The 26,873-nt window shown below is 57.7% G+C and carries 28 protein-coding genes; 12 read left to right on the top strand and 16 right to left on the bottom strand.

The annotated features are described in order from the left end of the window. The first annotated feature begins 1 nt into the window (after position 1). From QMP16_RS12595 to QMP16_RS12580, 4 genes are read left to right on the top strand one after another with little or no spacing between them, the layout of a single operon-like run. A complete protein-coding gene (locus QMP16_RS12595; protein WP_282152646.1) occupies positions 2 to 1,552 on the top strand; it encodes a trimethylamine methyltransferase family protein in 1,551 nt (516 codons plus the stop codon). After that, the gene (locus QMP16_RS12590) at positions 1,553 to 2,227 is read left to right on the top strand and encodes a TetR/AcrR family transcriptional regulator (protein ID WP_108860933.1); all 675 of its coding nucleotides are present in this window, start codon (positions 1,553 to 1,555) and stop codon (positions 2,225 to 2,227) included. Beyond that, entirely contained in the window at positions 2,224 to 3,528 is a 1,305-nt protein-coding gene (locus QMP16_RS12585; RefSeq protein WP_282152645.1) for an NAD(P)/FAD-dependent oxidoreductase, read from the top strand. Before QMP16_RS12590 ends, QMP16_RS12585 begins: the two co-directional genes overlap by 4 nt. Positions 3,529 to 3,584: 56 nt before the next feature. After that, complete coding sequence (locus QMP16_RS12580; protein WP_282152644.1) at positions 3,585 to 4,316, top strand: hypothetical protein; 732 nt, start codon at positions 3,585 to 3,587, stop codon at positions 4,314 to 4,316. 12 nt (positions 4,317 to 4,328) lie between these two features. Here the strand turns inward: QMP16_RS12580 and QMP16_RS12575 are convergent, their stop codons facing one another. After that, positions 4,329 to 4,688, bottom strand: a complete 360-nt coding sequence (locus tag QMP16_RS12575) for a DUF3307 domain-containing protein (protein ID WP_370737425.1) — start codon at positions 4,686 to 4,688, stop codon at positions 4,329 to 4,331. A 243-nt stretch (positions 4,689 to 4,931) separates the two neighbouring features. On the opposite strand from QMP16_RS12575, the gene QMP16_RS12570 reads away from it, so the two are divergent. Further along, positions 4,932 to 7,928: a cyclic nucleotide-binding domain-containing protein gene (locus QMP16_RS12570; RefSeq protein WP_282152734.1), complete on the top strand. Its 2,997-nt coding sequence runs from the start codon at positions 4,932 to 4,934 to the stop codon at positions 7,926 to 7,928. Between the two features lie 3 nt (positions 7,929 to 7,931). Here the strand turns inward: QMP16_RS12570 and QMP16_RS12565 are convergent, their stop codons facing one another. The 9 genes from QMP16_RS12565 to QMP16_RS12525 all read right to left on the bottom strand — a co-directional run bounded on the left by QMP16_RS12565 (position 7,932) and on the right by QMP16_RS12525 (position 16,106). Beyond that, positions 7,932 to 8,222 carry an ArsR/SmtB family transcription factor gene (locus QMP16_RS12565; RefSeq protein WP_282152733.1) on the bottom strand — a complete coding sequence of 97 codons (291 nt, stop codon included), beginning with the start codon at positions 8,220 to 8,222 and terminating at the stop codon, positions 7,932 to 7,934. A 109-nt stretch (positions 8,223 to 8,331) separates the two neighbouring features. Beyond that, positions 8,332 to 9,564: a mandelate racemase/muconate lactonizing enzyme family protein gene (locus QMP16_RS12560; protein WP_282152643.1), complete on the bottom strand. Its 1,233-nt coding sequence runs from the start codon at positions 9,562 to 9,564 to the stop codon at positions 8,332 to 8,334. A gap of 24 nt (positions 9,565 to 9,588) precedes the next feature. After that, entirely contained in the window at positions 9,589 to 10,683 is a 1,095-nt protein-coding gene (locus tag QMP16_RS12555) for a Zn-dependent alcohol dehydrogenase (protein WP_282152642.1), read from the bottom strand. Between the two features lie 81 nt (positions 10,684 to 10,764). Then, positions 10,765 to 11,964, bottom strand: a complete 1,200-nt coding sequence (locus QMP16_RS12550; protein WP_282152641.1) for a TCR/Tet family MFS transporter — start codon at positions 11,962 to 11,964, stop codon at positions 10,765 to 10,767. Between the two features lie 67 nt (positions 11,965 to 12,031). Continuing rightward, complete coding sequence (locus QMP16_RS12545; protein ID WP_282152640.1) at positions 12,032 to 12,760, bottom strand: alpha/beta fold hydrolase; 729 nt, start codon at positions 12,758 to 12,760, stop codon at positions 12,032 to 12,034. 12 nt (positions 12,761 to 12,772) lie between these two features. Further along, positions 12,773 to 13,561, bottom strand: a complete 789-nt coding sequence (gene pcaD, locus QMP16_RS12540; RefSeq protein WP_282152639.1) for a 3-oxoadipate enol-lactonase — start codon at positions 13,559 to 13,561, stop codon at positions 12,773 to 12,775. A 60-nt stretch (positions 13,562 to 13,621) separates the two neighbouring features. Continuing rightward, the gene (locus QMP16_RS12535; protein ID WP_282152638.1) at positions 13,622 to 14,596 is read right to left on the bottom strand and encodes a threonine ammonia-lyase; all 975 of its coding nucleotides are present in this window, start codon (positions 14,594 to 14,596) and stop codon (positions 13,622 to 13,624) included. Continuing rightward, entirely contained in the window at positions 14,593 to 15,420 is an 828-nt protein-coding gene (locus tag QMP16_RS12530) for an alpha/beta fold hydrolase (protein ID WP_282152637.1), read from the bottom strand. Before QMP16_RS12530 ends, QMP16_RS12535 begins: the two co-directional genes overlap by 4 nt. Then, on the bottom strand, positions 15,420 to 16,106 hold the full coding sequence (locus QMP16_RS12525; RefSeq protein WP_282152636.1) for a haloacid dehalogenase type II: 687 nt from the start codon (positions 16,104 to 16,106) through the stop codon (positions 15,420 to 15,422). The genes QMP16_RS12530 and QMP16_RS12525 overlap by 1 nt, the downstream gene beginning before the upstream one ends. 128 nt (positions 16,107 to 16,234) lie before the next feature. Here QMP16_RS12525 and QMP16_RS12520 point away from each other — a divergent pair, with 128 nt between their 5' ends. Beyond that, entirely contained in the window at positions 16,235 to 16,663 is a 429-nt protein-coding gene (locus QMP16_RS12520) for an FKBP-type peptidyl-prolyl cis-trans isomerase (RefSeq protein ID WP_058273150.1), read from the top strand. Between the two features lie 18 nt (positions 16,664 to 16,681). On the opposite strand, the gene QMP16_RS12515 is transcribed toward QMP16_RS12520, so the two are convergent. From QMP16_RS12515 to fabA, 4 genes are read right to left on the bottom strand one after another with little or no spacing between them, the layout of a single operon-like run. Next, the gene (locus QMP16_RS12515; RefSeq protein ID WP_282152635.1) at positions 16,682 to 16,870 is read right to left on the bottom strand and encodes a hypothetical protein; all 189 of its coding nucleotides are present in this window, start codon (positions 16,868 to 16,870) and stop codon (positions 16,682 to 16,684) included. A 59-nt stretch (positions 16,871 to 16,929) separates the two neighbouring features. Next, the gene (locus tag QMP16_RS12510; RefSeq protein ID WP_108860946.1) at positions 16,930 to 17,721 is read right to left on the bottom strand and encodes an enoyl-ACP reductase FabI; all 792 of its coding nucleotides are present in this window, start codon (positions 17,719 to 17,721) and stop codon (positions 16,930 to 16,932) included. Between the two features lie 5 nt (positions 17,722 to 17,726). Beyond that, positions 17,727 to 18,956, bottom strand: coding sequence for a beta-ketoacyl-ACP synthase I (gene fabB, locus QMP16_RS12505; RefSeq protein WP_282152634.1), 1,230 nt, complete (start codon positions 18,954 to 18,956; stop codon positions 17,727 to 17,729). 31 nt (positions 18,957 to 18,987) lie between these two features. Continuing rightward, positions 18,988 to 19,497 carry a bifunctional 3-hydroxydecanoyl-ACP dehydratase/trans-2-decenoyl-ACP isomerase gene (fabA, locus tag QMP16_RS12500; RefSeq protein ID WP_282152633.1) on the bottom strand — a complete coding sequence of 170 codons (510 nt, stop codon included), beginning with the start codon at positions 19,495 to 19,497 and terminating at the stop codon, positions 18,988 to 18,990. Positions 19,498 to 19,685: 188 nt separating this feature from the next. Here fabA and irrA point away from each other — a divergent pair, with 188 nt between their 5' ends. Then, positions 19,686 to 20,102 carry an iron response transcriptional regulator IrrA gene (irrA, locus tag QMP16_RS12495; RefSeq protein ID WP_109312620.1) on the top strand — a complete coding sequence of 139 codons (417 nt, stop codon included), beginning with the start codon at positions 19,686 to 19,688 and terminating at the stop codon, positions 20,100 to 20,102. Between the two features lies 1 nt (position 20,103). Here the strand turns inward: irrA and QMP16_RS12490 are convergent, their stop codons facing one another. Next, on the bottom strand, positions 20,104 to 20,994 hold the full coding sequence (locus QMP16_RS12490) for a LysR family transcriptional regulator (protein WP_282152632.1): 891 nt from the start codon (positions 20,992 to 20,994) through the stop codon (positions 20,104 to 20,106). Positions 20,995 to 21,080: 86 nt separating this feature from the next. On the opposite strand from QMP16_RS12490, the gene QMP16_RS12485 reads away from it, so the two are divergent. After that, complete coding sequence (locus tag QMP16_RS12485) at positions 21,081 to 21,878, top strand: phytanoyl-CoA dioxygenase family protein (protein ID WP_282152631.1); 798 nt, start codon at positions 21,081 to 21,083, stop codon at positions 21,876 to 21,878. A gap of 29 nt (positions 21,879 to 21,907) precedes the next feature. Here QMP16_RS12485 and QMP16_RS12480 read toward each other — a convergent pair whose 3' ends face one another. Continuing rightward, positions 21,908 to 22,831 carry a hypothetical protein gene (locus tag QMP16_RS12480; protein WP_432653404.1) on the bottom strand — a complete coding sequence of 308 codons (924 nt, stop codon included), beginning with the start codon at positions 22,829 to 22,831 and terminating at the stop codon, positions 21,908 to 21,910. Between the two features lie 60 nt (positions 22,832 to 22,891). Between QMP16_RS12480 and miaB the strand changes: the two genes are divergently transcribed. From miaB to ybeY, 4 genes are all read left to right on the top strand, one after another. Beyond that, a complete protein-coding gene (gene miaB / locus QMP16_RS12475) occupies positions 22,892 to 24,211 on the top strand; it encodes a tRNA (N6-isopentenyl adenosine(37)-C2)-methylthiotransferase MiaB (RefSeq protein WP_282152630.1) in 1,320 nt (439 codons plus the stop codon). A 193-nt stretch (positions 24,212 to 24,404) separates the two neighbouring features. Next, positions 24,405 to 25,160: an outer membrane protein gene (locus QMP16_RS12470; protein WP_282152629.1), complete on the top strand. Its 756-nt coding sequence runs from the start codon at positions 24,405 to 24,407 to the stop codon at positions 25,158 to 25,160. A gap of 154 nt (positions 25,161 to 25,314) precedes the next feature. Further along, positions 25,315 to 26,337 (top strand): PhoH family protein, encoded by a 1,023-nt coding sequence (locus QMP16_RS12465; RefSeq protein ID WP_058273235.1) that lies wholly within the window; start codon positions 25,315 to 25,317, stop codon positions 26,335 to 26,337. A gap of 39 nt (positions 26,338 to 26,376) precedes the next feature. Next, positions 26,377 to 26,871, top strand: a complete 495-nt coding sequence (ybeY, locus tag QMP16_RS12460) for an rRNA maturation RNase YbeY (protein ID WP_282152628.1) — start codon at positions 26,377 to 26,379, stop codon at positions 26,869 to 26,871. The last annotated feature ends 2 nt before the right edge of the window (positions 26,872 to 26,873 follow it).

Below are 26,873 nucleotides of genomic sequence, written 5' to 3'. Positions count from 1 at the left end.
CATGATCGGACAAACATCCGAACGTGGGCGACGACGGCGCGGGCGAAGCGCCGAGGCCGCTCCTGCGCCCAGTCGGGACGTGAATTATCGCCAGTTGAAGAATCCCTTCCCATTGATGGAGGTGTTCCCGGCTGACCAGATTGCAAATATGCACGAAACGGCCTTGCGAACACTTCAGGAGTTGGGCGTTAAATGCCTGCTTCCGGAAGCCCGGCGTCTCTTTGCGAAAGCGGGCGCGCGGGTGGATGAAGATACCGAGATGGTCTTCATCGGCCGCGACATTGTTGAAGCCGCCGTCGCATCAGCACCAAAGTCGATAGCGTGCCATGCAGGCGCGCGACACAGAGACTTCACCCTTGAGCTAGGTAGTCTGGTGTTTCAACCGGGGGCAGGGGCACCGAACGCGACAGATCTTGAACGCGGCCGCCGTCCCGCCACAGGGCAGGATTATCTGGAGTTCCTAAAGCTTACGCATCATTTTGATGTGTTCCAGATGATCTCGCCTCAGGTCGAACCGCAGGACGTGCCGACCCATCTGCGCCACTATTTCACGACGCAGGCGCAGATGGAGCTGACCGACAAGTTCCCGTTCTTTTTCTCACGCGGGACGCCGCAGGTGATGGATTGCTTTGAAATGCTGTCCATCGCGCGGGGGCTGTCGGACGATGAGTTTCAGGCGGGCGCACACTGCTACACGATCATCAATACGAACAGCCCGCGCACACTGGATATTCCAATGGCGCAGGGTCTGATTGATTTCGCCCGCAACGGCCAGATGTCGATCATCACGCCGTTTACGCTGATGGGCGCAATGGCCCCGATCACCGTGGCCGGCGCGATCACACTTTCGCATGCCGAGGCGTTGGCGGCGTTGACACTGACCCAGCTGGCCAGTTCAGGAGCGCCGGTTTGCTATGGCACGTTCACTAGCAACGTGGATATGAAATCGGGTGCGCCCGCATTTGGAACACCCTCACATTTCCAGGCTTCGCTTGCCGCAGGCCAGTTGGCCCGGCATCTGGGCCTACCTTGGCGGTCGGCTGCCGGATCAGCGTCGAACATCAACGATGTTCAAGCAGCGAATGAAAACCAGTTTGGTCTTTGGGGCTGTCTGATGGCAGGGGCGACGGTGATCATCCACTCGGCCGGTTGGCTGGAGGGTGGCTTGACCGTTTCTTTTGAGAAGATGATCTGCGACGCCGAGGTCCTGAACATGGTGGCTGAGCTTTGTGCCGGGGCGCAGGCGGGCAAAGCTGAGATCGGTTTCGACACCGCGCTGAGCGAGGTAGAACCAAGCGGGCACTTCTTTGCCTCGAGCCAGACGATGGATCGGTACAACACCGAATTCTATGAACCGCATCTGCACGACTACGCCAATTTCGGAACCTGGACAGAACGCGGATCGATGGATGCCAATCATCGCGCGACCGCGGTCTGGAAGGGTATTCTCTCTGACTTCAAAGCGCCTTCATGTGACAGTGACCGTATCGGAGCCTTGCAGGACTTTATCGCGCGCCGCACCGCTGCGGGCGGCGCACCGCCGGAGAGTTAGATGAGCACAAAACCCATCCTGCACCGGGATGACCCCGAAGCTGAACCCTTGGTTGGGAACATTAAGGTCACGCGCGACGACTGGCTGAACGTGGCTATGGATGTCCTGATCTCGGACGGTGTGGACCAAATCAAGGTCCTGAACCTGGCTGAACGAATGGCCGTGTCGCGGTCGTCCTTCTATTGGTATTTCAAATCCCGGCAAGAGCTTTTGGACGCACTGCTGGCGCGCTGGCATGCGACGAATACAGCGGCTTTGGTCGCGCAGGCCAAGGCCCCGGCGGATACGATAACCGCAGCCGTCTGCAACGTGCACCGTTGCGTGGTGAACACTGAACTGTTCGATACGGCCCTGGACTTTGCCGTCCGGGATTGGGCGCGTAAATCGGGGAAAGTACGTCGGGCGCTTGATCAGTCAGATGCGCGCAGGCTTGAGGCGTTGCACGCCATGTTCGCGCGGTACGGCTATTCAGAGGTCGAGGCCGAAACGCGCGCGCGCGTGCTGTACTATATGCAAATCGGTTATGATCTGGCGCAGCTGAACGAGCCAATGTCCACGCGGATCGCAATGGTTCCGCATTACCTTTATGTCTTCACTGGGGTTGAGCCCAAGCCCGAAGAAGTCGAAGAATTCAGCGCCTATTCAATGCGCTATTGGAAGGGAGAAGCCTCATGAGTCAACCTGACGCAATCATCATCGGAACAGGTGTGATCGGCGCGGCCATCGCCTTTGAAATGGCCAAAGCAGGCTGGAAAACCTTGTCGCTGGACCGAAACAGTCAGGTTGGCCACGGTTCGACCGCGGGGTCATGTGCGATTATTCGGATGCATTATTCGACCTTCGATGGAACGGCGTTTGCGTGGGAAGGTTACCACTATTGGCGCGATTGGGCGGACTACCTCGGCCTGCCCGAGGATGCTAATCTGGCGCAATTCCGCGAGACCGGCTGTCTGGTGATGAAGACCGATGCCAATGGCTTGCTTGAAAAGCACATGAAGAACAGCGCCGATTTGGATTGCCCGTTCGAAGAATGGTCATCTGACAAAGTCGGTGAGCGCCTGCCGATCTACTCGCAGGACAGTTTCGCGCCAGCGCGCCGGATGGATGATCCAGAATTCGGGCACCCGAACGGGCGCAAGATGCAGGGCGGCGTGTTCTGGCCGCAGGCGGGATATGTCACGGACCCGGCTTTGTCCGCGCAGAACTTGATGGATGCTGCCAAGCTGCATGGCGCAGAAGTGCACACTGGTGCCGAAGTGGTCGAGATATTGTCCAGCGACGGTCGGGTTTCGGGTGTTAAACTTGCCTCGGGCGAAGAAATTCACGCAAAAGTCGTTGTGAACGTCGCGGGCCCCGGCTCGGCGATCATCAACAAGATGGCGGGTGTCCTAGATGATATGACGATCGAAACCCGCCCGTTGAGGCAAGAGGTTGTGCACGTCCCCGCACCCGAGGGGTTTGATTTCGAAAACGATGGAACGATTGTCTCGGACAGCGATATTGCCTGCTACTGTCGACCCGAGCACGGCAACCACATTCTGGTCGGCTCGGAAGATCCGGAATGTGACCCGCATCAGTGGTGCGAGGATGATGTGGATTACAACCACGACTTCACCGACCAGTGGACAACGCAGGCCATGCGGTACGCGCAGCGCGTCCCAAGTCTTGGCATCCCGTCCAAAACGCGCGGCGTTGTGGATCTGTACGACGCATCGACCGACTGGATTCCGATCTATGACAAATCCAGCCTGCCGGGGTTCTACATGGCCTGCGGGACCAGTGGGAACCAGTACAAGAACGCGCCGATCGCAGGCAAGATGATGGCGGCCCTGATCGCGTATTGTGAAGGGGGCGCGGATCACGATGCGCAGCCGCTGCAATACGAACTTCCCTATATCGGGCGGAGCATTGATGTCGGGTTCTATTCCCGCAAGCGCCCGATCAACGAAGAAAGCAGTTTTTCTGTACTGGGGTAGTTAAAGAAAAAAATCGCCCTATCCTTCCGGGGAACTGGAAAAGGGCAGGGCCCAGAATGGCCGAACCGACGCATCGCGTTTTGATACTTGGAAGTGCACCGGCCGCCGCTGCAGCTCGGGAGTGGTCGCGGGATCCGTTTACCCACATCATTGCAATCAACAACGCCTGGCGTATCCGCGACGATTGGGATTTCCTCATCCATCCTGAGGACTTCCCTATCTGCAATCGCCCGGACGAACTGGTTCGTAGCCAAAGCATCGTCGAGGCGGATGAATACGTTCCGCATCAAAACAAGTTTGGTGGCTTTGTTTACGCCGGCGGCACGATGGCGTTTACGGCGGGCTACTGGGCCTTGGCCGCGCTTAAGCCAGCCGTCTTGGCCTTTTTTGGCTGTGACATGATTTACCCGAATTCCGGCAAGACCCATTTTTACGGCAACGGAGCAGCCGACCCTTTGCGCGCTGATGTGACGCTGCGATCGCTCGAGGCAAAATCCGCCCGATTGGCTTTGTTCGGTGCCGCGCAGAACTGCCGCGTGGTTCGACTGTCGCAGGGTGAAAGCCGGCTGGTCTTTCCTTCGGTGACGACTGACACCCTGATGTCTGGCAGGCTGCTTTCGACAAAGGGTATGCAAGCGGCACTGCAGGCAGAGGCACAGTTGAATTACTTCGTTTCGTCTGGTCGCTATTGGGAGGAAGAAGAACGTTTCGACGCCGCTAGAATTGACCATTTGGATCGAATGTGGCTGGACGCGTATTGTCCCCAATCCCTGGAAAACGTTGCCTGAAGCAATCGCTGATCAGGTCGCGAATTCAGCCCAGGCCCAGACCATGGCGATGTAAGTCAGGTTGTGCAGGCACTGGTCCAGACCCGCAGCCCGCCAAAACGCGGCTTGGGTCGGCATCAGTTGTTTTTTGTCCGAATAACTGGCTTTGGCGAAATCAATATTGAAGTGAACAATCCATTCCAGTGCAGCAATGATCAAAATAAACGACCACGGCGCGCCAAAAATCAAAAAGACAATCACTGACCCGATGACATGCACGCCCGCATGCTGCGCACGGCCCACGTGAAAATACTCACCGCGCCCTGCCAACATTTTCGGAGTCTGGAGAAAGAAATCCGCAAACATATGTTTGATCTGCAACAAGCAGAGCATCAATAGCACTGCGCCTATACTGGCAGTCAAATGAGTCCTCCCGAAATCGTCCCAGACAGAGTCTAGGCACTAATCTGTGGTTGCGCAAATGAACTTGTTCACACTCGGCAATTAACTGATGAAATTGGAAACTATTTGCCTCTTTTGGCTGGACTAAGGTAAATTCAGAGTGTTGGGTTTACGACACTTTCGTCAAGATCGTTTCGGTGATCCTTAGTAGGGGCAGGTTCCATAGAACGTTCAATTTTCCAGTTTATTTGGAAATACTCGAAACGCGACCAGTTGATTCTGCTGGCCGTGACCTCGACGTTGTTTCCTCTACTTTATCTGACGCTCGAATTGCCCAAACGCATCATCAACGATGCGATTGGCGCGGCCAGCCCGGTTGTAGATGTCTGGGGTTATAGCCTGCCTCAGACGACATTCCTCATCATTCTGTGTATCGGATTTCTGATCGCGGTGCTGGCGCATGGCCTGATGAAAATGCGCATCAACACCATGAAAGGCGTGCTGAGCGAGCGTATGTTGCGCCGGTTCCGGTACGTGCTGATCAGCCGCGCGTTGCGTTTCCCGCAACCCTATTTCGAACGCGTCAGCCAAGGTGAGCTGGTGTCGATGGTCACCGCCGAAAGCGAGCCGATGGGCGGGCTCATGGGGGACGCGATCAGCCAACCGGTTTTGCAGGCGGGTCAGATGATCACCATCCTGTCCTTCCTGTTTCTGCAAAGCTTCTGGTTTGGGTTGGCGGCAGTCGCGCTGATCCCTCTGCAAGCCTGGCTGATTCCGAAACTGCAGCGTCAGATCAACCTTCTGAACAAAAAACGCATTCAAGAGGTTCGTCTGCTGGCCGCCCAGATCGGCGAGAACGCGGCGGGCGCGTCTACGTTGCGTGCCAATGGTGGGTGGCGATACCGCCGGGCGATGGTGTCTGAGCAGCTGGGGCGCCTTTTTGGTATCCGGTTCGAGATCTACCAGAAGAAGTTCTTTATGAAATTCATAAACAACTTCATCTCGCAGATGACGCCGTTCCTGTTCTATTTGGTTGGCGGTCTTCTGGTTCTGCAGGGGTCGGTTTCGCTTGGTGCGCTGGTTGCGGCCCTGGCTGCGTATAAGGATCTCAGCTCACCGTGGAAGGAACTACTGACCTATTATAACCAGACACAGGACATGTCGCTGCGCTGGGACGTGGTGACGGAACGGTTTGCACCTTCCGGAATGCATGACGAAAAACTGTTCGATGGCGAACCCGAGGCCACGCCAAAGCTGAACGGTGACATCGTGCTCGACCATGTCTCGGTCCGCGATATGGACGGTAACCAGGTTCTGGATGATTTGGACCTGTCCTTTCCCAGCGGGAAAATCATCGGGATCGCGGCCCCCAGCGAAGAAGATCGCCGCGCTATGGCCGAGTTGCTGACGCGGGAAATTCTGCCCAGCTCGGGCCGGGTTCGGATCGGTGAAATCCGTTTGTCAGAGCTGCATCAAAGCGTCGTGGCCGCCCGTATTGGGTATGCTTCATCACGACCCGTAATGTTCCAGGGTACGCTGGGCGACAACGTCATGATGCCGATGCGGTTCAAGCCACAGACATCCGAAACAAACGATCCCGGATATGATGAGACGTTGCGGGCCGGCAATAGCCCGGACCCCTTCAAGGCAAACTGGCTGGACCCGACGACTGCGGGATTAGACAGCGCTGAAGAGGTGCGCGACTGGTGGTTGAAACTGATTGACGGGATGGGTTCCGGCGCGGCGCTGTTTTTGCGCGGGGCCGAACAGGTCTTCGATGCCGCCGAGCATCCCGAGCTGGCCGACAAACTGGTCGAACTGCGACCTTTGGTTCAGGATGCGGTGAAAGCAACAGGGCTAGAGCAACAGGCCCTGATCTTTGACCGCAATCGCTATAACCCTGCCTTGCCGGTTGCGGAGAACTTGTTGTTCGCCACCCCCAAAGTCCCCGTCACACAAGAGCTTTTGGCGCAGCAGACCGTGTTCCTTGAGCAGTTGCGCGAATTTGGTTTGGACGAGACACTGGTCAGCCTGACACGCGATGTGATTGAAATGCTGCGCCAGATTTTTGGCCTGGACGGCACCGATCACCCGCTGTTTCGCAAACTGGGACTAGAGGCGCAAACGTACGAGGCTGCGGTCGAACTTGTCGAAAAGACCCGGAACGAGGGCGTATCGGGGCTGAATGATGAACAGCTGGCAAACCTGCTGGCCGTTCCGTTTGTGATTTCGGCGGAACAGATCGGACCAGCCTTCACCGACGACCTCAAGGACCGCATTCTTGAGCTGCGACATAGCCATTCCGAAAAGCTGCTGGAGCGGTTGCTGGATGTATTTGTGCCCTTGGACAAATCAAAATTCGCGCCCGGATTGACAGTTCTGGAGAACGCCCTGTTTGGAAAGGTCAGTCAGATCGGCGGCGCCCGTTCGGACGAGGCGCGCAAACTGATCGTGGATGTATTGAACGAAAATGGTGCGCGCCCGCTGGTGGTTGAGCTGATCTATGACGTGCCGGTGACGCTTGGCGGCCAAAACCTGCCAGCGGTCTTTGCTGAACCTCTGTCCTTTACGCGCGCGACGATCAAGAAGCCGGATATACTGATCCTTGAGGACGCGTTGGCCAGTTATGACATGGCCTCGAAAGTGGCCGTGTACAAAAATCTACGCGCTCTGCTGCCGGATACCACGGTGATCTACCTGAACGACCAGTTCGAAAACCCGAGCGTGTTCGACATGTATGTGGAAATCAGGCAAGGTCGGGTCGTCTCGGACGAAGGACCTGCGGACGTGGAAGAAGACAGTGCCGCCTCGGCTGACCTTTCGCGCAAGCTGCGCGCGCTGGAACAGACACCGCTGTTTTCCGGGCTGGACCGCCGACAGCTGCGCCTGCTGGCCTTTGGTGCGCGCTGGTTCGATGCCAAAGCAGGAGAGGTTGTTTTCCTTAAGGACGATCAGCCAACCGACGGCGCCTATGTGGTGCTGGATGGGGAAGCCGGGCTGTACCTTCCACAGACCGACGGAGTGGATCAGTTGATTGCCACGGTCGGCCCCGGTGCCCTGGTCGGAGAGTTGGGCCTGATCCGCAAGGAACCTAGGGCGCTGAGCATGATCGCCGAGACGGAACTGTCGTGCCTGCGTATTGGTGAAGAGGAATTCCTGGCCGTGGTCGAAAATGATGCCGCAACCGCGTTCAAACTGTTGCAGGTGATCGCGGGCTACGTATCGAACTAAGCGTTATTCGCTATCGGGGCTGCAGAACATATCGTAAAGAACAGCAATCACCTGCGCCGCGCCGTCGTTGTTCAGCGAGTAATAGATGGATTTTCCGTCCCTGCGCGTTGCAACAATGTTTTCAGCGCGCAGGCGTGCCAGCATCTGACTGACTGCAGCCTGACGGATATGCAACAAATTCTCCAGCTCACCCACGGATTTTTCGCCGTCGGCCAGATGGCATAAAATCATCAACCGACCCTCATGCGCGAGCGTTTTCAGAAACGCAGAGGCTCGAGCAGCGCTTTCTTTCATTTCAGATAGCGCGGCTTCGGTTTGTTCGGTTTGGTCGTCTTCAAGTGTCACGCGTTGCCTGTTTAACACCTATGGGTTGGGTCAATGTGCCCCAAGACCTATTGAGTTGTCACCCCTCGGTTGCAGGGGCACCACCTTGAAAGGCGTTTCCGTTCACGTAATCACAGGGCTCCTCCTGCATCTGCAGATGCAGGCCATCACCGTTAAAAGGGTGCGCCCGTGCAAGGTCTTCGTTCACCTCAATCCCCAGGCCCGGTGCGGTCGGCGCAGGGACAAATCCGGCCTCAACCTGCAATGAGCTGTTGATGAGTTGATCGTGAAACGGCGTGTCTATGGTCTCAAGCAGCAGCAGGTTGGGGATGGAGGCGGCCAGATGGATATTGGCCGCCCATTCAACCGGACCGGCGTACAAATGTGGGGCCATCTGGGCGTTGAAGACTTCGGCGATGGCGGCCACTTTCTTCATCTCCCAAATCCCGCCGGCACGACCCAGCGCGGGTTGCAGGATTTCTGCCGCCCCAGCCCGCAAAACGGCCGCGAATTCGGCCTTGGTAGTCATGCGTTCACCGGTTGCGACCGGGATCCGAACGTTTCGCGCGACGCGGGCCATGTCTTCGATCATGTCCGGAGGTGTCGGTTCTTCGAACCAAAGCGGTGAATAGGGTTCAAGCGCCTGACCCAACCGGATTGCGCCCGCGGTGTTGAATTGCCCGTGGGTGCCAAACAGCAGATCGGCTTTGTCATCCACGGCCTCTCGGATTGCTTTGCAGAACGCAATAGACATCGAGATATCGGACATCGCAGGCATGTGCCCGCCCCGAACAGTGTAAGGCCCGGCGGGGTCGAACTTGACGGCTGTGAACCCGCGCCGGACCATTTCGGCGGCACATTCGCCCGCTTTTTCAGGCGACGTCCAGAAATCGTTCAGACTATGTTGGGGCAGGGGATACAGATAGGTGTAGGCCCTTATGCGTTCGTTCACCAATCCGCCCAGCAAGGCGTAGACCGGCCGATCGCGATCTTTACCCAGAATATCCCAACACGCGATTTCCAGTCCGGAAAAGGCGCCCATGACCGTCAGATCGGGCCGCTGAGTAAACCCGCTGGAGTAAGCGCGGCGGAACATCAGCTCGACGTTTTCGGGGTTCTCGCCCAGCATGTGCCGTTCAAACACGTCCCGAATGACATGGCGCATCGCCTCGGGACCAACCGAGGATGCATAGCATTCACCCCACCCCGTGATCCCAGTATCGGTTGTGACTTTAACCAGTATCCAATATCGCCCGCCCCATCCGGGCGCAGGAGGGGCGGTGACAATGATGTCGAGGTCTTGCAGCTTCATCAGGTGGTCTCCTGCCCTGCCGGGTTAATCCCTGTCGAAAACGATCACGTTACGCTTGGCGGATCCGGTTTTGGTATCCTCGATCGCTTCGTTGATCTGCGACAGCGTCCATCGGCCCGAGATCAGTTCATCCAGTTTCAGGCGTCCCTGATCGTAAAGGTCGATCATCCACGGAATATCCCGCTGAATGACAACATCGCCCATTTTTGATCCGATCAAACCCTGGCCCAGCGCGGCCAGAACTACCGGCTCGTAGCTTGCCATATCCCCGGAGTGCGGCATCCCGATCATTACCGCCTTACCACCCGGACCCAAGTAACGAGGGGCTTGGTCGTAAGCAGGAATCGCGCCGACGGTGATCAACACGGCATCTGCACCGCGACCCCCAAGCGCCTTGTAGGCGGCCTTCCAGGGGGCTTTCTGATCGGCCAAAACGCCGTGGGTCGCGCCGAATTCCTTGGCAATGGTCAGCTTCTCTTCGGTCATGTCCACGGCCACAATACGACGTGCACCGGCGATGCGGGCGCCCTGAATTGCGTTCAGCCCGACACCTCCGGCACCGATCACCACCACATCCTGTCCGGGCCGCAGCCCGGCGGCGTTGACGGCGGCGCCGACGCCCGTGATCACGCCGCAGGACAGCAGGCTGGCGACGTCTTTGGGCATCGACTGTGGAATTTTGACAATCTGCCGGTGGCTGACCACAACCTTCTCTGCAAAAGCTCCGCAGGCCATTGCCTGCTCCAGTGGTCCGCCATCTGCTGTGCGCAACGGCCCGTTGACCTTATCATAAGGCGTTTCGCAGACAGTTGGTTTCCCCCCCGCGCAAGAGGGGCACGAGCCACATGCCCGGATCAGGGTAACGACAACCGGGTCCCCAACCTGAAACTCACCTGCCGAGTCGCCGACCGCAGTGATAATGCCCGCAGCTTCGTGCCCGTAGACGGCAGGAAGATGCCCGCCCCACGCACCACCGGCAAATGAAATGTCCGAATGGCAAATTGCCACCGCATCCAGTGTCACCTCGACCTCATCTGACTTGGGCGGCGCGATCTGAATATCTTCGATGACCAGAGGTTCACCGAACGCCCGGCAAACGGCGGCTTTGATGGTTTGCATGCTGTCCCTCTCTCACTTTGCGCTACGGTGGCGCGCTTATGGGGACGCTGCAAGGCGGAATCCGTCAAAGGGATGTCGTAGTTATGCCATGACCCCACGTGAACGGGAAAACACAAGAAGACAGATCACCATCATGACGAATGCCAAGAGGAATGGTGCGCCCGGCAAGTAGATCGCCGCGTCGGGCTTGATGAACTGAGCGAACACGCTGGTCATGAGCAACGGTGCGATGACCATCGACAAAGCGTGCAAGGATGTCAGTACACCCTGCAGTTCACCCTGTTGCGAGTCGGGAGTCTTGCGCGACATCAGGGCCTGCAGGGCAGGGGTCACAACCGCTCCGATGGCGGTGATCGGGATCAGCATCAAGGCAATGATCCCATTGGTCAGGAAGGCCAGAAGAAAAAAGCTAAACAGCTCGAACCCCATGCCGTAGATGATTGTGACGCGTTCACCCAAGTATTTGGTTGCGGGCCGGATCAGGCCACCCTGAACGGCCGCCATGCCGATTCCGTAGACGCCCAGTGACACGCCGATCATTTGTGGTGACCAGCCAAACCGCTCGGTTGTGAAATACGCCCAAATTGCTGGGTAGACATAGATCGAGATGGAGTACAGGAGATAGACCCACAGCATCGGCCGGATACCGGGCAACGCAGCAATCGCGCGCAACGAGTTCACTGGGTTTGCCCGCCGCAGGCTGAAGGCCCGGCGTGTCTTGTCGCTGACCGTCTCGGGCATGACACATACACCGATGACGAAGGCCAGGGCAGACAAACCTGCGGCAGCCCAAAATGGTGCACGTGTGCCATATTCGCTCAGCAGCCCACCAAGTACTGGGCCAAAGACAAACCCGACGCCAAATGCTGCGCCCAATAGACCAAAGTTTGCAGCCTTTTCGTGGGGTTTCGACACATCCGCCATGAAGGCCGCCGCCGTTGCATGCGTGGCGGCCGTAATGCCTCCGACGATGCGCCCGGCCAACAGCAACCAGATGCTGCCCGCAAGTGCCATGACAACATAGTCCAGCGACATGACGAACAGCGAGACCAGCAATACCACCCGTCGCCCGTAAGCATCCGAAAGGTTACCCAGAACTGGTCCGAACACGAACTGCATTGCTGCAAACGCGGTGCTGAGGATGCCACCCCAGATCGCAGCCGTCGCCAACGTGCCACCCTGAACCTCGACGATCAGTTCCGGCATGATAGGCAAGACAAGGCCGATGCCCATGGCGTCGATCATGACCGTGAGAAGGACGAAGAAAAACGGAAGACGCATTTGAACCGCAAGGATGATGATTTGGGCGGACCTTATCCGCGGACGATGCGGGTTGAAAGGGATGTGCTCAGACTTGTGACCCTGGCAGGTCTTTTGCGATTTTGTCCAACAATTCAGCCAATTTTTGCGGTTGTGCAAAGAATGGGGAATGTGACGTGTCAATCGTATGCCGCATCGCTTCGGGGGCGCTGCGGCTCATTTGTTCCTGGTATTCGGTCGGGATCGTCCGGTCATCGGTTGTCCGGATATATGCCTTGGGAACCCGGTCGAAATTGCCGGTCAGGGGCAGGGGGGTGTCCTGTGGTGCGATGGCTTGCGGGCACAAGCGCGCAAACGCGAATGGCAGTGTTTCGGGTGGGCAGTCGTGGTAGAACAGGTCATGCACCTTGCTTGGTACAACCGTATACGAGAGGCCGTCGGTTGATTTTTCGACCGCATCATGGATTGTCTGCCGGGGCGATCGTTTGCGCATTTCCACCATCGAAAGACCATCCTGCGGGACGTAGGCGGCAAGGTAGATAAGGGCGCGCATCGCCTCCGGCTCCGCCTCTGCCGCGGCACTGATCGGGTAGCCACCCCAGGAATGACCGACAATGATCGTATTGCGCGAGGTCGCATCCAAAATCGTGTCGCGACAGTTGTCCAACGTCACATCGGCAACGGGCGTCGGATCCGATCCGTGGCTGGGTAGGTCAATGGCACGGACCTCGTGCCCCAGCGCTTCCAACGCCGGGATGAGGTCGCGCCAACACCAGGCACCGTGGCAGGACCCATGGACTAATAGAAGATCGGCCAAACCAAGGCTCCTTCAAACATGTCCGATTTCGGTCAGAAAGCTGTGCAGCAATGCCGCGTATTCTGCCGGTTGTTCCACACAAGGCAAGTGCCCAGCGCGTCGCATCAGCTCGAACCGAGAGCCGGGGATCAGGTCAACGGTTTCCCGCACAAGATCCGGTGGGGTCGATCCGTCCTCGCTGCCGGCGATGCCGAGCGTCGGCAGGCGCAGGCCGCTGGTGGGGGTGTAGAAGTCTGTGCCAGAGATTGCCGCGCAGCAGCCCAGATAGCCATCCACTGGCTGGCGCACCATCATGTTGCGCCAAAGCAGATGCTCGGGCGCTGCGCGAAATGCCTTGGAAAACCAGCGCTCCATGGTTGCATCAGCCAGGGCCTCGATCCCGCCCTTTTGTACCGCGTCCATGCGGTCCTGCCAGATTGAAGGAATGCCGATCTTGGCTGCGGTGTTGGACAGCACTAAGGCGCGGACCTGATCCAGACGTTTTACGGCCAGTCCTTGTCCAATCAGCCCGCCGATCGAAAGGCCGACAAACACGCAATCGCGCACTTCAAGAAAATCAAGCAATCCTTCCACGTCCCGCACAAGCGCACCCATCGAATAGGGGGCCGGGGGTTGCGACGAAAGACCGTGCCCGCGCTTGTCAAAACGGATCACACGCAGCCCTGCGGGCAGGTGCGGCAACACATCGTCCCAAAGCCGCAGGTCGGTTCCCAAAGAATTGGCAAACACAATTGGCGCGCCGTCTGGATCACCATCGATCCGATAGTGGATTTGAACGTTTCCAATGTCTGCGATCTGCACGACTCAATCCCCTGGCGTCAATACGCCCACATTTCAGGTTGCCCCAGCCTAAACGACTTGTCAGGTCAGGTATTCCAGCGCTTTTCCAAAGACTTCGGGGTCGGCGTTGCCGCCCGATGCTACTACGATCACAGTGTCGCCCTCGATTTCCTCGGCGCGGAAAAGGGCTGAGGCCAACGATACTGCCCCGCCTGGTTCCAGCACGATCTTGAGGCGCAAAAACGCCTGCGCCATGGCGCGAAGCGCGTCTTCCTCGGACACCGACAAGCCCGGACCGCACAGCCTATTCAGGATCGGAAAGGTGATCTGGCCCGGTTCCGGCGTCAGGATTGCATCGCAGATATTGCCCGATGCGGCGTTGTTGCTTTGAATGTGCCCTGTTGCCAAAGACCGTTTGACATCGTCGAACCCCTGAGGCTCGCACGGGCGGGCGCGCAGCCCCGGCGCGTGGCCTTCCAGCGCCAGCGCAATACCTGAGGTCAACCCGCCACCGCCGCAGCACACCAGAACATCCGCCTTCTCGATACCCAAATCGGCCGTCTGCCGCGCCAGTTCCAGCCCGACTGTGCCTTGTCCTGCGATGACCTGAGGTTCGTCGTAAGGCCGGATCAGGGTCAGACTGCGTTGGGACGCCAGTGCCTCGCCAATTTCTTCGCGGCTTTCGTTCGCGCGGTCATACAGAACGACCTCACCCCCCAGCGCGCGGGTGTTGTTGATCTTTAGCTGCGGTGCGTCAGAGGGCATGACGATGACCGAGGAAATCCCGTGCTGCGCGGCCGCATAGGCCACGCCCTGCGCATGATTGCCCGAGGAATAGGCGATGACACCGCGCTGCCGGTCCGCATCACCAAGGGCCGATATCGCCGACCAGGCCCCGCGAAACTTGAAGCTGCCGGTATGTTGCAAACACTCGGGTTTCACCAGCACGCGGCGGCCCGCGATTTTGTCCAGAAACGGCGAGGTTAGAATCGGTGTCTCGCGAACATGCCCTCTAAGGCGCTCGGCGGCGGCCTCGATCATTTCAAGTGTGCTCATGCGGTGACCAGTACCTTGCGAATGAGTTCTACCGACTGTGGTTCATCCAGAAACGGGGGATGACCACGGTCGGGTATTTCTGTCGATATAAGATCAGGGTGGCGGTTGTGCATTTCAGTCAGCGTGTCTTTGCCCAAAATATCCGAATTTGTGCCGCGAATGACGCCGGTTGGAATGCTCTGCAGTGCTTCAAACAGGGGCCACAGATCAGGGGCGGGCCCTGCAGCGGCCTGTTCCAGAAGCGCTGTACGCAGCGCAGGATCATAGCTGAGGGTCAGACCATCAGGCGTTTCGTCGAATTGGACTTCCGCCTGCTGCCGCCAACGCGCTAGTGACACGCCGGGAAATTGGGGCCCCAAGACGTGCTGCAACGCCCGGGCCGCCAAATCATATGTTTTGGAAACGGGCTGCTTGCCGACAAATTCCATGATCTTGGCGATACCCGATGGTTCCAGCACCGGACCGACGTCGTTCAAAACAACGCTCAACAACCGTTCGGGATGGCTGGCGGCTAGCGCCATGGCAATCAGCCCCCCACGCGAGGTGCCGATGACATTCACACGGTCCAGACCAAGATGGTCCAGCAGCTCGATCGCGTCTTGAGATTCGCGAAGGACGTTGTAGTTCATAAAGTCCGGGTCATGGTCCGAGCGACCGCGCCCGCGGTAATCCATCGCAATTACCCGCATGTCACCCAGATGCGGCGCGAGGAACGAAAAATCCTTGCTGTTGCGGGTCAACCCGGCAAGGCAAAGCACAGGCGCACCAGAGCCGGTGTCCTCGAAAAAAAGACGCCTGTCATCAGACGAAGTGAAAAATGCCATTAAAGTCCAGCCAGTTGCGGAATCGTCGTCAGGTCGGACAGTACATGCGCAGGTTTCCATGGCAAGCGGTCCATCGGCTCCCCGGCGCGATTGACCCAGGCGGTTACAAAGCCATACCCGCTGGCACCAGCCGCGTCCCAGCCGTTTGAACTGACGAACAGCACCTCGTCGCGGGCGCAGCGGAAACGCTCTTGCACAAGGTCATAGACACGCGAGTCCGGTTTGAACACGCCGACGCTTTCCACCGACAACACATCGTCCAATACATCTCCGATACCCGCAGACTGGACAGCGCCATCCAGCATCGGTGGTGAGCCGTTCGACAAAATCGCTGTTTGCAATCCACCCGATTTCAATGCGCGCAGCATTTCCGGAACTTCCGGATAGGCCTGCAATTCCCAGTAGAGATCCAGCAGCCGTTGCCGCAGGGTGGCGTCGCCGTGTAACTCAGTCGCCTCGAGCGCCCAGTCGAGACCATCCTGGGTAACATCCCAGAAATCTGAATGGGCGTCCGTAACCGCGCGCAGCCAGGTGTACTGCAGCTGTTTCAGGCGCCAATGATTGGCCAGTTCGGGCCATTTCTGTCGCAGTTTCTCAAAGCCCGGTTCTCCGGCTGCTTGCCGCGCGGCGGCGGCCACGTCGAACAGCGTTCCATACGCATCGAAAATGCAGGTTGTGATTGGCATCCGGTCCCCTCCTGATCGTCCGGGGCAGGTTTGCACAACAATAACGGGCATGAAAGAGGGCGGGGTTTACAATGTCGTGTTACCTCCTAGGCTTGGCCGCTAAACCCCTAAAGAGGCCGGAGACCAATATGACCGAAATCAAACAAGGCGACACGGTTCGCATCCATTACACAGGAACGCTGTTGGACGGAAACGTCTTTGACAGTTCCGAAGGACGTGACCCGCTGGAATTCGTCGTTGGTACGGGCCAGATTATCCCGGGTTTGGATTCGGCGATGCCGGGTTTGAACATTGGGGACAAAAAGCGGGTCGAGATCGCCTGCGTTGACGCCTATGGCCCGATTAACCCCGCAGCGCGCCAGCAAATCCCGCGCGAAGGCATTCCGGACGATATTCCGCTGGACCCCGGCACCCAATTGCAGATGCAAACACCGGACGGACAGGCCGTTCCGGTGACGGTGGTCGAGGTCGACGAAGCAACCGTCACGCTGGATGCCAACCATCCATTGGCCGGTCAGGATCTGATATTTGATATCGAGGTCGTTTCGATCAACTGACCTAGGAAACGAGTCGGATCAGCCTGTTATGAGGCTGATCCAGGCTATGACGGTTTCCCGCATCTGCGGCTGTGTGAAAAACACAAACAACAATAGGGTGGTTAGGGCCAATAACGCGACAATGCCACGCGTGCCCAAAAATCCGGATCTGCGGCGCGACCGGATGCTGCGAGTGTTGCTGGAAAGGATATGTTCGGCTTTGCTCATGCCGATATCCCTGCCCGTGAAAGATGGTGAAATCTTGGCACCGGCAGGGAAAGATCGAGTCACATGTGATCGGGCTGTGGCATGCCCAGAACGTGGAAGCCGCCATCGACGCGAATGATCTCACCCGAGGTGCATGCGCCCGCGTCTGAAGTGAGGTAAACGGCCGTGCCGCCAACAGCCTCGAGCGTTGCGTTCGAGCGCATGGGCGCGTTCTGATCGCAGAACTTGTAAGTCTTGCGGGCACCGCCGATTGCGGCACCTGCCAGCGTCTTCATCGGGCCGGGCGAGATCGCATTGACGCGAATGCCTTCCGGGCCCAGATCATTGGCCAGATAGCGGGTCGCCGATTCCAGCGCGGCCTTGGCCACACCCATGACGTTATAGTTCGGCACAACCTTGTTCGATCCCTGATACGTCAGGGTCAGCAGCGTGCCGCCATTCTCTTGCATCAGGGGATAGGCGCGGCGCGCGACCTCGATGAAGGAATACGCCGACACGTCCAGCGAGTGCTTGAAGTTGGCACGCGTGGTGTTCAGAAAACGTCCGGTCAGTTCGGATTTGTCCGAATAGGCAATGGCATGAACCACGAAGTCGATGGTGGGCCAGCGCGCGCCAAGCTCTTCGAATGCGCGATCCAGCGAGGCGTCATCCGTGACGTCAGCGTCCACCATGAAATCACTGCCCAGGCTTTGGGCCAACGGCTCAAGACGTTTACCGAACGCCTCGCCCTGATATGTGAATGCCAATTCGGCACCGGCCTCATGCATGGCCTTGGCAATGCCCCACGCAATCGAGCGGTCATTGGCCACGCCCATGATCAGGCCGCGTTTACCTTTTAGAAGATCCGACATTACATTCACCCGTTATACTTCGACAGGATCATGGACCCGTTGGTGCCGCCAAAGCCGAAGCTGTTGGTCATCACACTGTCCAATCCTGCGTTTTCAACTACTTGAGTTGCAATTTCACCGGGCAAGATGCCTTCGGCAAGCGTGTCGACATTGATCGACGGCGTAATAAAATCATTGTCCAGCATCAGCAGGCAGAAGATCGTCTCAAGCGCGCCTGCCGCACCCTGTGCGTGTCCGGTCATCGACTTGGTCGATGAGATCGGGGGCACATTGCCTTCACCAAAGATGCGGCGCACGGCTTCAACTTCGCCAACGTCTCCGACCGGGGTCGAGGTGCCATGGGCGTTGATATAGCCGACTTTGCGCCCTTCGGGCATGGTCGACAGAGCCAGACGCATCGCGCGCTCGCCACCTTCACCGGACGGGGCCACCATGTCGTGGCCATCCGATGTGGCCGCATACCCGGTCACTTCGGCATAAATCTTTGCGCCGCGGGCCAGCGCGTGTTCCAGATCTTCTAGAACGACGATCCCGCCACCGCCCGAGATGACGAATCCATCACGGTCCTGGTCAAACGCACGCGACGCTTTGTCCGGCGTGTCATTGTATTTGGATGACATCGCACCCATTGCGTCGAATAGGCAGGACAGTGTCCAGTCCAGCTCTTCTCCGCCGCCAGCGAACATGACGTCCTGCTTGCCCAGCATGATCTGTTCGGCTGCGTTGCCGATGCAATGCAGCGAGGTCGAGCAGGCCGAGGTGATCGAGTAATTGATGCCCTTGATCTTGAACGCGGTCGCAAGATTGGCCGAGATCGTCGAACACATGCATTTTGGCACGGCGAAGGGGCCGATACGCTTGGTCGCACCGGTTTTCAGAACAGTCTGATGCGCCGTCAGCATTGCGCTGGTCGACGGACCACCGGAACCGGCCACCAATCCGGTGCGCGGGTTCACGACCTGGTCTTCTGTCAGGCCCGCGTCGGCGATTGCCTGGTTCATGGCGATATGTGCGTATGCTGCACCGGGACCCATGAAGCGAAGGGTACGCTTGTCTACATGCTCAGCCGGATCAATCTTGAGCGTTCCGGCGATTTGGCTGCGAAAGCCGTGTTCGACCATCTGCTCGTTGGCCTCGATGCCGGACTTTCCGGCCCTGAGAGAGGCCATTACTTCCTGGGCATTGTTCCCGATGGAGGACACGACCCCCAAACCGGTGACAACTACTCGACGCATGTGCGTGCTCCTTATTTCGGGCCGGTCAGGCTCAGGCTTCGGACAGAACGACTTTCATGTCTTTGACATCGTAAATCATTTCACCGTCCGCTTCGACGATACCATCCGCCACACCCATGGTCAGACGGCGGGTCTGGATCGCTTTTTTGAAGTCGATCTTGTAGGTCAGCATCTTGCGGTCAGGGCGGACCATGCCGGTCAGTTTGACCTCGCCGACGCCTACGGCCATGCCGCGTCCCTGCCAGCCACGCCAGCCCAGGTTGAACCCGGTCAGCTGCCACAGGCCATCCAGCCCCAGACAGCCGGGCATGATCGGGTTGCCGGGGAAGTGGCAATCAAAGAACCATAGGTCAGGGGTGATGTCGAATTCAGCCAGAATATGGCCTTTGCCATGCGCGCCACCATCGGCCGAGACGTCGGTGATCCGATCCATCATCAGCATCGGAGGTGCAGGCAATTGCGCATTGCCCGGGCCGAATAATTCGCCACGGGCGCATTTCAGCAGATCGTCCTTGTCAAAGCTGCTCGGGAATTGGGCCATTCTGCCGCCTCTCCTGCCAGGGGTCCGTTCGTTATATCTGGCCTCGTCTAGCACCCGTATGCAAGGTCCTGCAAGAGCAGCACGTCACATCCTGTTGTGCAGACGGCATTCTTTGCGAATGAATTTCATTTGAAATTACCCGAACACAGCACCTATATATGGTTCAGCAACAATTGGGTTTCGGATTGATGACACCTCAGAGCCAGAACAGAGCCACAGATTGGTTGGTTGACGCGGGGCTGCGCCCAACGCGCCAGCGTGTCGCTTTGGCCGAGCTTTTAGTCGGCGATGGTCGCCATCGGCATGTCACTGCCGAAAGCCTGTTTGAGGCGGCCAAAAAGAATGGGGACGCGGTATCTCTGGCAACGGTCTACAACACGCTGCGCGCGTTTTGTGAGGCCGGAGTTCTGCAGGAGATCACGGTTGATGGTTCGAAAAGCTATTTCGATACCAATACCCACGATCATCCGCATTTTTTCTGGGAAGACGAAAGCCGCCTGAGCGATGCGCCGTCGGATCAATTGGTGATTCAACGCCTGCCCGAAGCGCCCGAGGGCGTTGAGATCGCGTCAGTCGACGTGGTGATCCGTCTGCGGAAAAAGTAACTCAGACTAAAAACTCCATCAGAATCTGTTCCGCCTGCGCAATGTGCGGCTCTGTAGGGCCGGTGCCGTGGCGCGCCACAACCACAGGTTCCGCAGCGATGTCATCCAGGATTCGGCGACTGACCAGGGGCATTCCGTCATAGCTGAGGTCCGTGGGCGGGGTGGCATAGCTGATCGCAACCCCCTCGTGATGAGCGGCAAGACTGCGCTGGATTTCCAGCGTTGCCGCCCGGTGTGCCACTGACGGTCGCAATCCGATCTGCCGAAACAGTCCAAGCACGTGCTGTGATGAGAGGCCTTCGTTTGACAGGATCAGAGGATAGGCGGCCAGCTCGCTCAGCGAAACAGACGGCGCGCGTACCAATGGGTGGTCCGGGGCCATAATGGCGTTTGGCCTGCTGGGGAAAAGGGTCTGCTGTTGAAATCCGGCATCCATGCTCAGGCCGTACGTCAGCGCCAAATCTATGCGCCCGTCGATCAGGCCGGTTATCAGCCCTTCGAACCCGTCTACCTTGTACGAAACGGTCAAATCCGGCAGTGCCACGCGCAACGGGCGCAGCGCCTTGGCCAGCAAAAACGGGGCCAAATCCACGAAACACCCCAATCGCAACTGTGCCCTGGTTGCGCAGACTTGATCCGCTTTCTCAAGCCGGGCCGCATTGGTCAGCAAGTTTTCCGCGACTTCAATAAATCTGCGTCCTTGCGGGGTCAGCGCCAGCGCGGCCCCGCGTTTTCGCGAAAATAACGGATGGCCAAGATGCGATTCGACGCGCGTCAGAGCGGTGGACAGCGCCGGTTGTGAGACATTCAGCTGTTGCGCGGCGGCAGACAAGCTGCCGAAGCGGCCGATAGCACAGACATATTCGTATTGGCGAAGTGAAATATATAACATGAAATTAAACCTATCTTAGAAAGATATTATTTGAATAGAGGGGTCATCCAAGTGCAGATCGTCGTACCACCGGCACGGAGACAAACATGACGCACCCCATGGTTACTCACGAAATGATCGACACCTATCAACGGGACGGCGTGGTCCTGATCAAAGGGCTATTTGCCGATCACGTTGAGGCCCTGCGCGAAGGGGTGGCAGCGAATATGGCGGATCCCGGACCTTATGCATCCGAGAACAAGAAAGAAGGCCAGACGGGTCGTTTTTTCGACGATTATTGCAACTGGTCGCGCATTGAACAATTTCAGACGGTCATTCGCGAATCCCCAGCAGCAGAAGTCGCGGCAGATTTGATGCAGTCGGATACTGTGCAGATGTTCCACGACCACGTTTTGGTCAAAGAGCCCGGAACCTCGATGGCGACGCCGTGGCATCAGGATGGGCCCTATTACTTTGTTGAAGGGCAGCAAACGATCAGCTTTTGGTCGCCGCTTGATCCGGTCACGCAAGCCACACTGCGTTGTGTGGCAGGCTCGCATCGGTGGGAGAAAGAGGTCCTGCCGACCCGCTGGGTTTCGGAAGATGGGTTCTTTCCCGATGAAGGCCAATACATCCCGGCCCCGGACCCGGATGCCGAAGGGATGCGGGTTGTCGAGTTCGAGATGGAGCCGGGCGACGCGGTTGCTTTCAACTATCGCACGCTTCACGGTGCGCGAGGAAATCAATCCGACAGCCGGCGCCGCGCGTTTTCACTGCGTCTGGTTGGTGACGATGCGCGATATGTCGAGCGACCAGGCCGGACATCGCCGCCGTTTCCGGGGCATGACATGGTTCCGGGCCAGCGCTTGCGCGAGGATTGGTTTCCGATGTTGCTGCGGCGGTGATCAGACACCGGATAGGTCATTGAGGCGGGTCAGAACCACTGGCCCGTTTCGATCAACCCCATCTCAAGCAACTGATTTGACGACCATTCGAACGGAATCGAATTGCGCCAGCGGAATGTCGGAATGTCAAAAGTAGATCCTGCGTTGGTTTTCAAGGCTTTGGCTGCCCGGAACGAACACACCGCAGCCGTTAGGTTGTGGTGCCACGGGCAGGAATACGTGTTGTATTCTTCGTCGTTGAACGTGTGATCCGGTCGCAATGACAATCCTTGTTTGGATTTGAATAGGGCGATCCGATCAATTCGGCGGCTTTGTGCGGGAACGTGTTCTTCGAACCGCCATCGCAAACCACCAGACATATCCAGCTGGCGCTCCTTCGGGTGCTTTATTGAATCCAGCCGCGCCTGGGCAAAATACCCGGTGCGATCCATCATCGCGTGTTCAGGTGCGACGCCGTTCGGGAATTCGTTCAGATCCTCGGCATAAAGATCGACAACATGGCTCAGCATCGAGTCGCGGCGTTCTTCGGTGTGAAACGCCAGCATTTCACCGATTGTGCGCGTCTCGCAAAAGGGAAAAAAGAGGTACTCGGCGTTGAAGCAGTAATACATCCACAAACTTGGCGCCGCCTGAATGATCCTGTTGATCGTCTCAAACACGACGGTGCGCGGGACGCAGCTGAGAGAGACGCGGTGAACTTGATCCTCAAGTTTGGGGTCCAGCGCAAACTCCTGCGGCATGAAAACGATCAGGGACTTGAAGCCCAGATTCAGATGGTGACGGATAGTGCTATCAGTTTCAACGTCATCTTCGACAAAAACCAACGCGAGGGGTCCCTTTGCCAAAGCGGACTTGCCCGTTTGCAGGAAAGAGTCGAGAGATTCGTATTGCATTGCCTGTCCGCTGCCGCCTTGCTGGAGTTTCGGGTCAAAATCGGGTAATCGCGTCGCCATTGCAAGCGGCGTTCGTAGGGTATAGACGACGCCGATCCCGCGAATGCAAAGGCCGTTTTCATGTCAGAACCCAAAAAGCTGTACATCAAGACCTATGGTTGCCAGATGAACGTATACGACAGCGAGCGTATGGCGGAAACGCTGGGCGGTCAGGGTTACGTGGAAACCAAGAGCCCCGATGATGCGGATATGATCCTGCTGAACACCTGCCATATTCGGGAAAAAGCTGCGGAAAAAATCTATTCCGAGCTTGGCCGGTTCAAAGGTTTGAAGACCGAAAAGCCCGACCTCAAGATCGGTGTTGCTGGATGTGTTGCACAGGCAGAAGGCGAAGAGATTATGCGCCGCCAGCCGATTGTTGACCTTGTTGTCGGTCCGCAAAGCTATCACCGCCTGCCCGAGATGGAGGCGAAGACGCGCACCGGTGCCAAGGCGCTGGACACTGATTTCCCCGAAGAAGACAAGTTCGAGAAACTCAAAAACCGTCCCAAGGCGAAACGCGGACCGACCGCATTTCTGACGGTGCAGGAAGGCTGCGACAAGTTCTGTGCCTTCTGCGTAGTGCCGTATACGCGGGGGGCCGAAGTCAGCCGTCCCGCCGATCGTATCCTGCGCGAGGCGAACGATCTGGTCGAACGCGGGGTGCGCGAGATCACTCTGCTGGGCCAGAACGTTAACGCCTATCACGGGGCTGGTCCGAATGGTGACATGACGCTGGCCGGTCTGATCTGGGAGCTGAACAAGGTCGACGGGCTAGAGCGGATCCGGTTCACCACCTCACATCCCAACGACATGGGCGATGACCTGATCGAGGCGCACGGGACGTGCGACAAGCTGATGCCTTATCTGCATCTGCCGGTTCAGTCGGGTTCGGATCGCATCCTCAAGCGAATGAACCGCAGTCACACCGCCGAGAGCTATCTGCGCCTGATCGAGCGCATTCGCGCCGCGCGCCCGGATATCGTGATGTCCGGCGACTTCATCGTCGGCTTCCCTGAAGAGACCGAAGAGGATTTTCAGGCCACCATGGATTTGGTGGAAGAGGTCAAATACGGATATGCGTATTCGTTCAAATATTCGACCCGCCCCGGAACACCGGCGGCTGAGCGGTCTCAGGTTGATCCCAAGGCTGCAGACGATCGTCTGCAGCGGCTTCAGGGGTTGATTACCCGTCACCAGCGCGAGATTCAGGACGCGATGGTTGGCCGGGACGTGAAAGTGCTGTTTGAAAAACCGGGTCGTTTGCCAGGTCAGATGGTCGGAAAGTCCGAGTATCTTCATTCGGTTCACGTGTCTGACGCTGATGTTGCGGTGGGCGAATTGCGCGATGTCCGGATCATGTCATCAGGCGCAAATTCATTGGCGGGTGCGTTGCGCTAACGCGTCCGTTATTTGGATTTTGGAAACCATACGGATTTGTTAATTCCAAATTTACCCTTGATTTATTACTCGGAATTATGTTCCGAGAAAAATCAGGTTGCTTAGGGGTCGAGTGTTTTGTGCCTTTGGGAAACCTCATCTCTTGCCGACGGGATGGGCAGGTCGGTGAATGGAAAGGGTACGAGTGAAGACTTTGAAACGTTTTTCTGGGCGGCTGTTGAAATCCGCCCTTACCACCGCGATCGCTGTTTCGGTGCTTCCCGGTGTGACCGCTGCAGGCAATCTGGATCAAGGTCTCTCTGACCCTCCTGTCGTCAACCCAAAACGGTTCGGCAGTGACGTCAGCGCCTTTTATCTGGGTGCTACGGGCGCGTACGCTTTCGGGGGCGACGATCGATTTGGACTGACTGGACCCGGCGGAACCTCGGAAGTAGGCGACCTGGACCTGAGCGGTTCGTTGGGTGGCGTGCGTGCCGGGTGGCGCGGCGTTTTGCCTGCGCGCGGCGGGCGCGACTATGTTTACGGGTTTGAGCTTGGGTACGAGTTCGGCTCGCTTAGCGATGACGCCTCCAACCAGATCAACGGCCAGACGGTCACGGGCGGGTCCGAAATATCGGACGTGTTCTCGATTCGGCTGCGCAATGGCCTGACCAATAAAAGCGGTACAGTGTTGTATTTTGTGTCGGCTGGATATGTGAATGGCGACATCAACACAACAAGCAGACAGGTCGTCCAGGGGGGCTCTCAATTCTTCGATAGTGGCGGCCGGCGCAGCGGCTTTACCGCCAGCGTCGGAGCCGAACATAACCTGACCGAACACTGGTCGATCACGGGTGAGTTCGAATACGTTCAGTTCAGCGCTGAAAACGTGGATTTCGGCAATGGAACCTCAACCAGATCGACACCGAAGTATCGCGGTCTGAAGCTGGGTTTGAACTATCGGTTCTGACACGCCGACTAAAACAGCGGCGCCAACAGGTGCCGCGCACGGGCCGGGCGCATTGGCGGTTTTGCCATTTGGGCGGAAAAAATGAAACTGTGGCTTGCGCCCACCAAGGCTTCCTGTCTACGCTCAAGGTGAAACGCCAAGACAGGAGAGCGGATTGGCCATCGGTGCCCTAAACCCACCGCAAGATGAAATGCCTCAGCGCGAAGCGTTTGTTGAGTTTCCAGACAACCGATTGTTAATAGACCTGTGCGGGGAATATGACCGCAATCTGACAGATATTGAGCAAAAGCTATCTGTTCAAATTGTGCGCCGCGGGAATCAGCTGGCCGTTATGGGTGACGAAGACGCCCAGAAGCAGGCCATCGAGGTTTTGCAGGCGCTGTACACACGCCTGGAAGGCGGACGTGACGTCGAAGCGGCCGATGTGGACCGCGAGTTGCGGATGGGTGGCTCGGAGACGGGAACCGGCAGCCGCGACGGTGATCAGCTTGAGATGTTCAGAGGCGGCACGGTCGAAATCAAGACGCGCAAGAAACTGGTCGAGCCGCGCACGGATGCGCAAAAGGCTTATGTCCAGTCGCTGTTCCAGAACGAACTGGCCTTTGGAATTGGCCCTGCCGGTACGGGTAAGACCTATCTTGCCGTGGCCGCTGGCGTGTCGATGTTTATCGGAGGCCATGTTGATCGGATCATTCTCAGCCGCCCTGCAGTCGAAGCTGGCGAAAAGCTGGGCTATCTGCCCGGCGACATGAAAGACAAGGTCGATCCTTACATGCAGCCGCTGTACGACGCCTTGAACGATTTTCTGCCGGGCAAGCAGCTGGCCAAACTGATTGAAGAAAAGCGAATCGAAATTGCGCCGCTGGCCTTCATGCGAGGACGTACGCTGGCGAATGCGTTTGTTGTGCTGGATGAAGCTCAGAACGCCACGACCATGCAGATGAAAATGTTCCTGACGCGTCTGGGTGAAGGTAGCCGAATGGTGATCACCGGTGACCGCTCTCAGGTTGACCTGCCGCGCGGTGTTCAGTCAGGGCTGGCCGATGCCGAGCGTTTGTTGAATACGATACCAAACATCAGCTTCAACTACTTCACGTCCAAAGATGTTGTGCGCCACCCGCTTGTGGCCGCCATTATCGAAGCGTATGAGGCCGACTCGGGCCGCGAGAAAGCATAGTCGTCCCGGTTGCGGCCACAGGGCTTTGGACACGGTGAGATGAACCTGGAAGTGACGATCGAAGATGCGCGCTGGCAACAGCTTGAACCGTTGGCTGCGCGCGCGATAAAGGCTGTTTTGGACTTTTGCGATCTGGACGCCGAGCTGTGCGAAGTCAGCCTGCTGGCCTGCGATGATGCGCGAATTGCTGATCTGAACGCGGAATTTAGGGAAAAGCCCACGCCGACCAATGTGTTGAGTTGGCCAGCCGAAGATCTGGCCGCTGATGAAGCTGGGCGGAGACCCGCCCGTCCGACGCCAGACTTCACGGGCGAAATCGCGCTGGGCGACATTGCGATATCTTTCGACACTTGCGCACGCGAAGCAGCCGACGCCAGCAAAACTATGGACGATCACGTCACGCATCTGATCATTCACGGAGTGTTGCACTTGCTGGGCTATGACCACATCCGTGACCCCGACGCCACTTTGATGGAAGGGGTCGAGGTCGAGATACTTGGCAAAATGGGTATAGATGACCCATATAGTATGTAATA

It is taken from the genome of Ruegeria atlantica (assembly GCF_947495585.1).
In the GTDB taxonomy this organism is placed as follows: Bacteria; Pseudomonadota; Alphaproteobacteria; order Rhodobacterales; family Rhodobacteraceae; genus Ruegeria; species Ruegeria atlantica_G.
The sequence above is the reverse complement of the archived record's forward strand: the minus strand, read 5'-3'. Positions and strand labels throughout refer to the sequence as shown.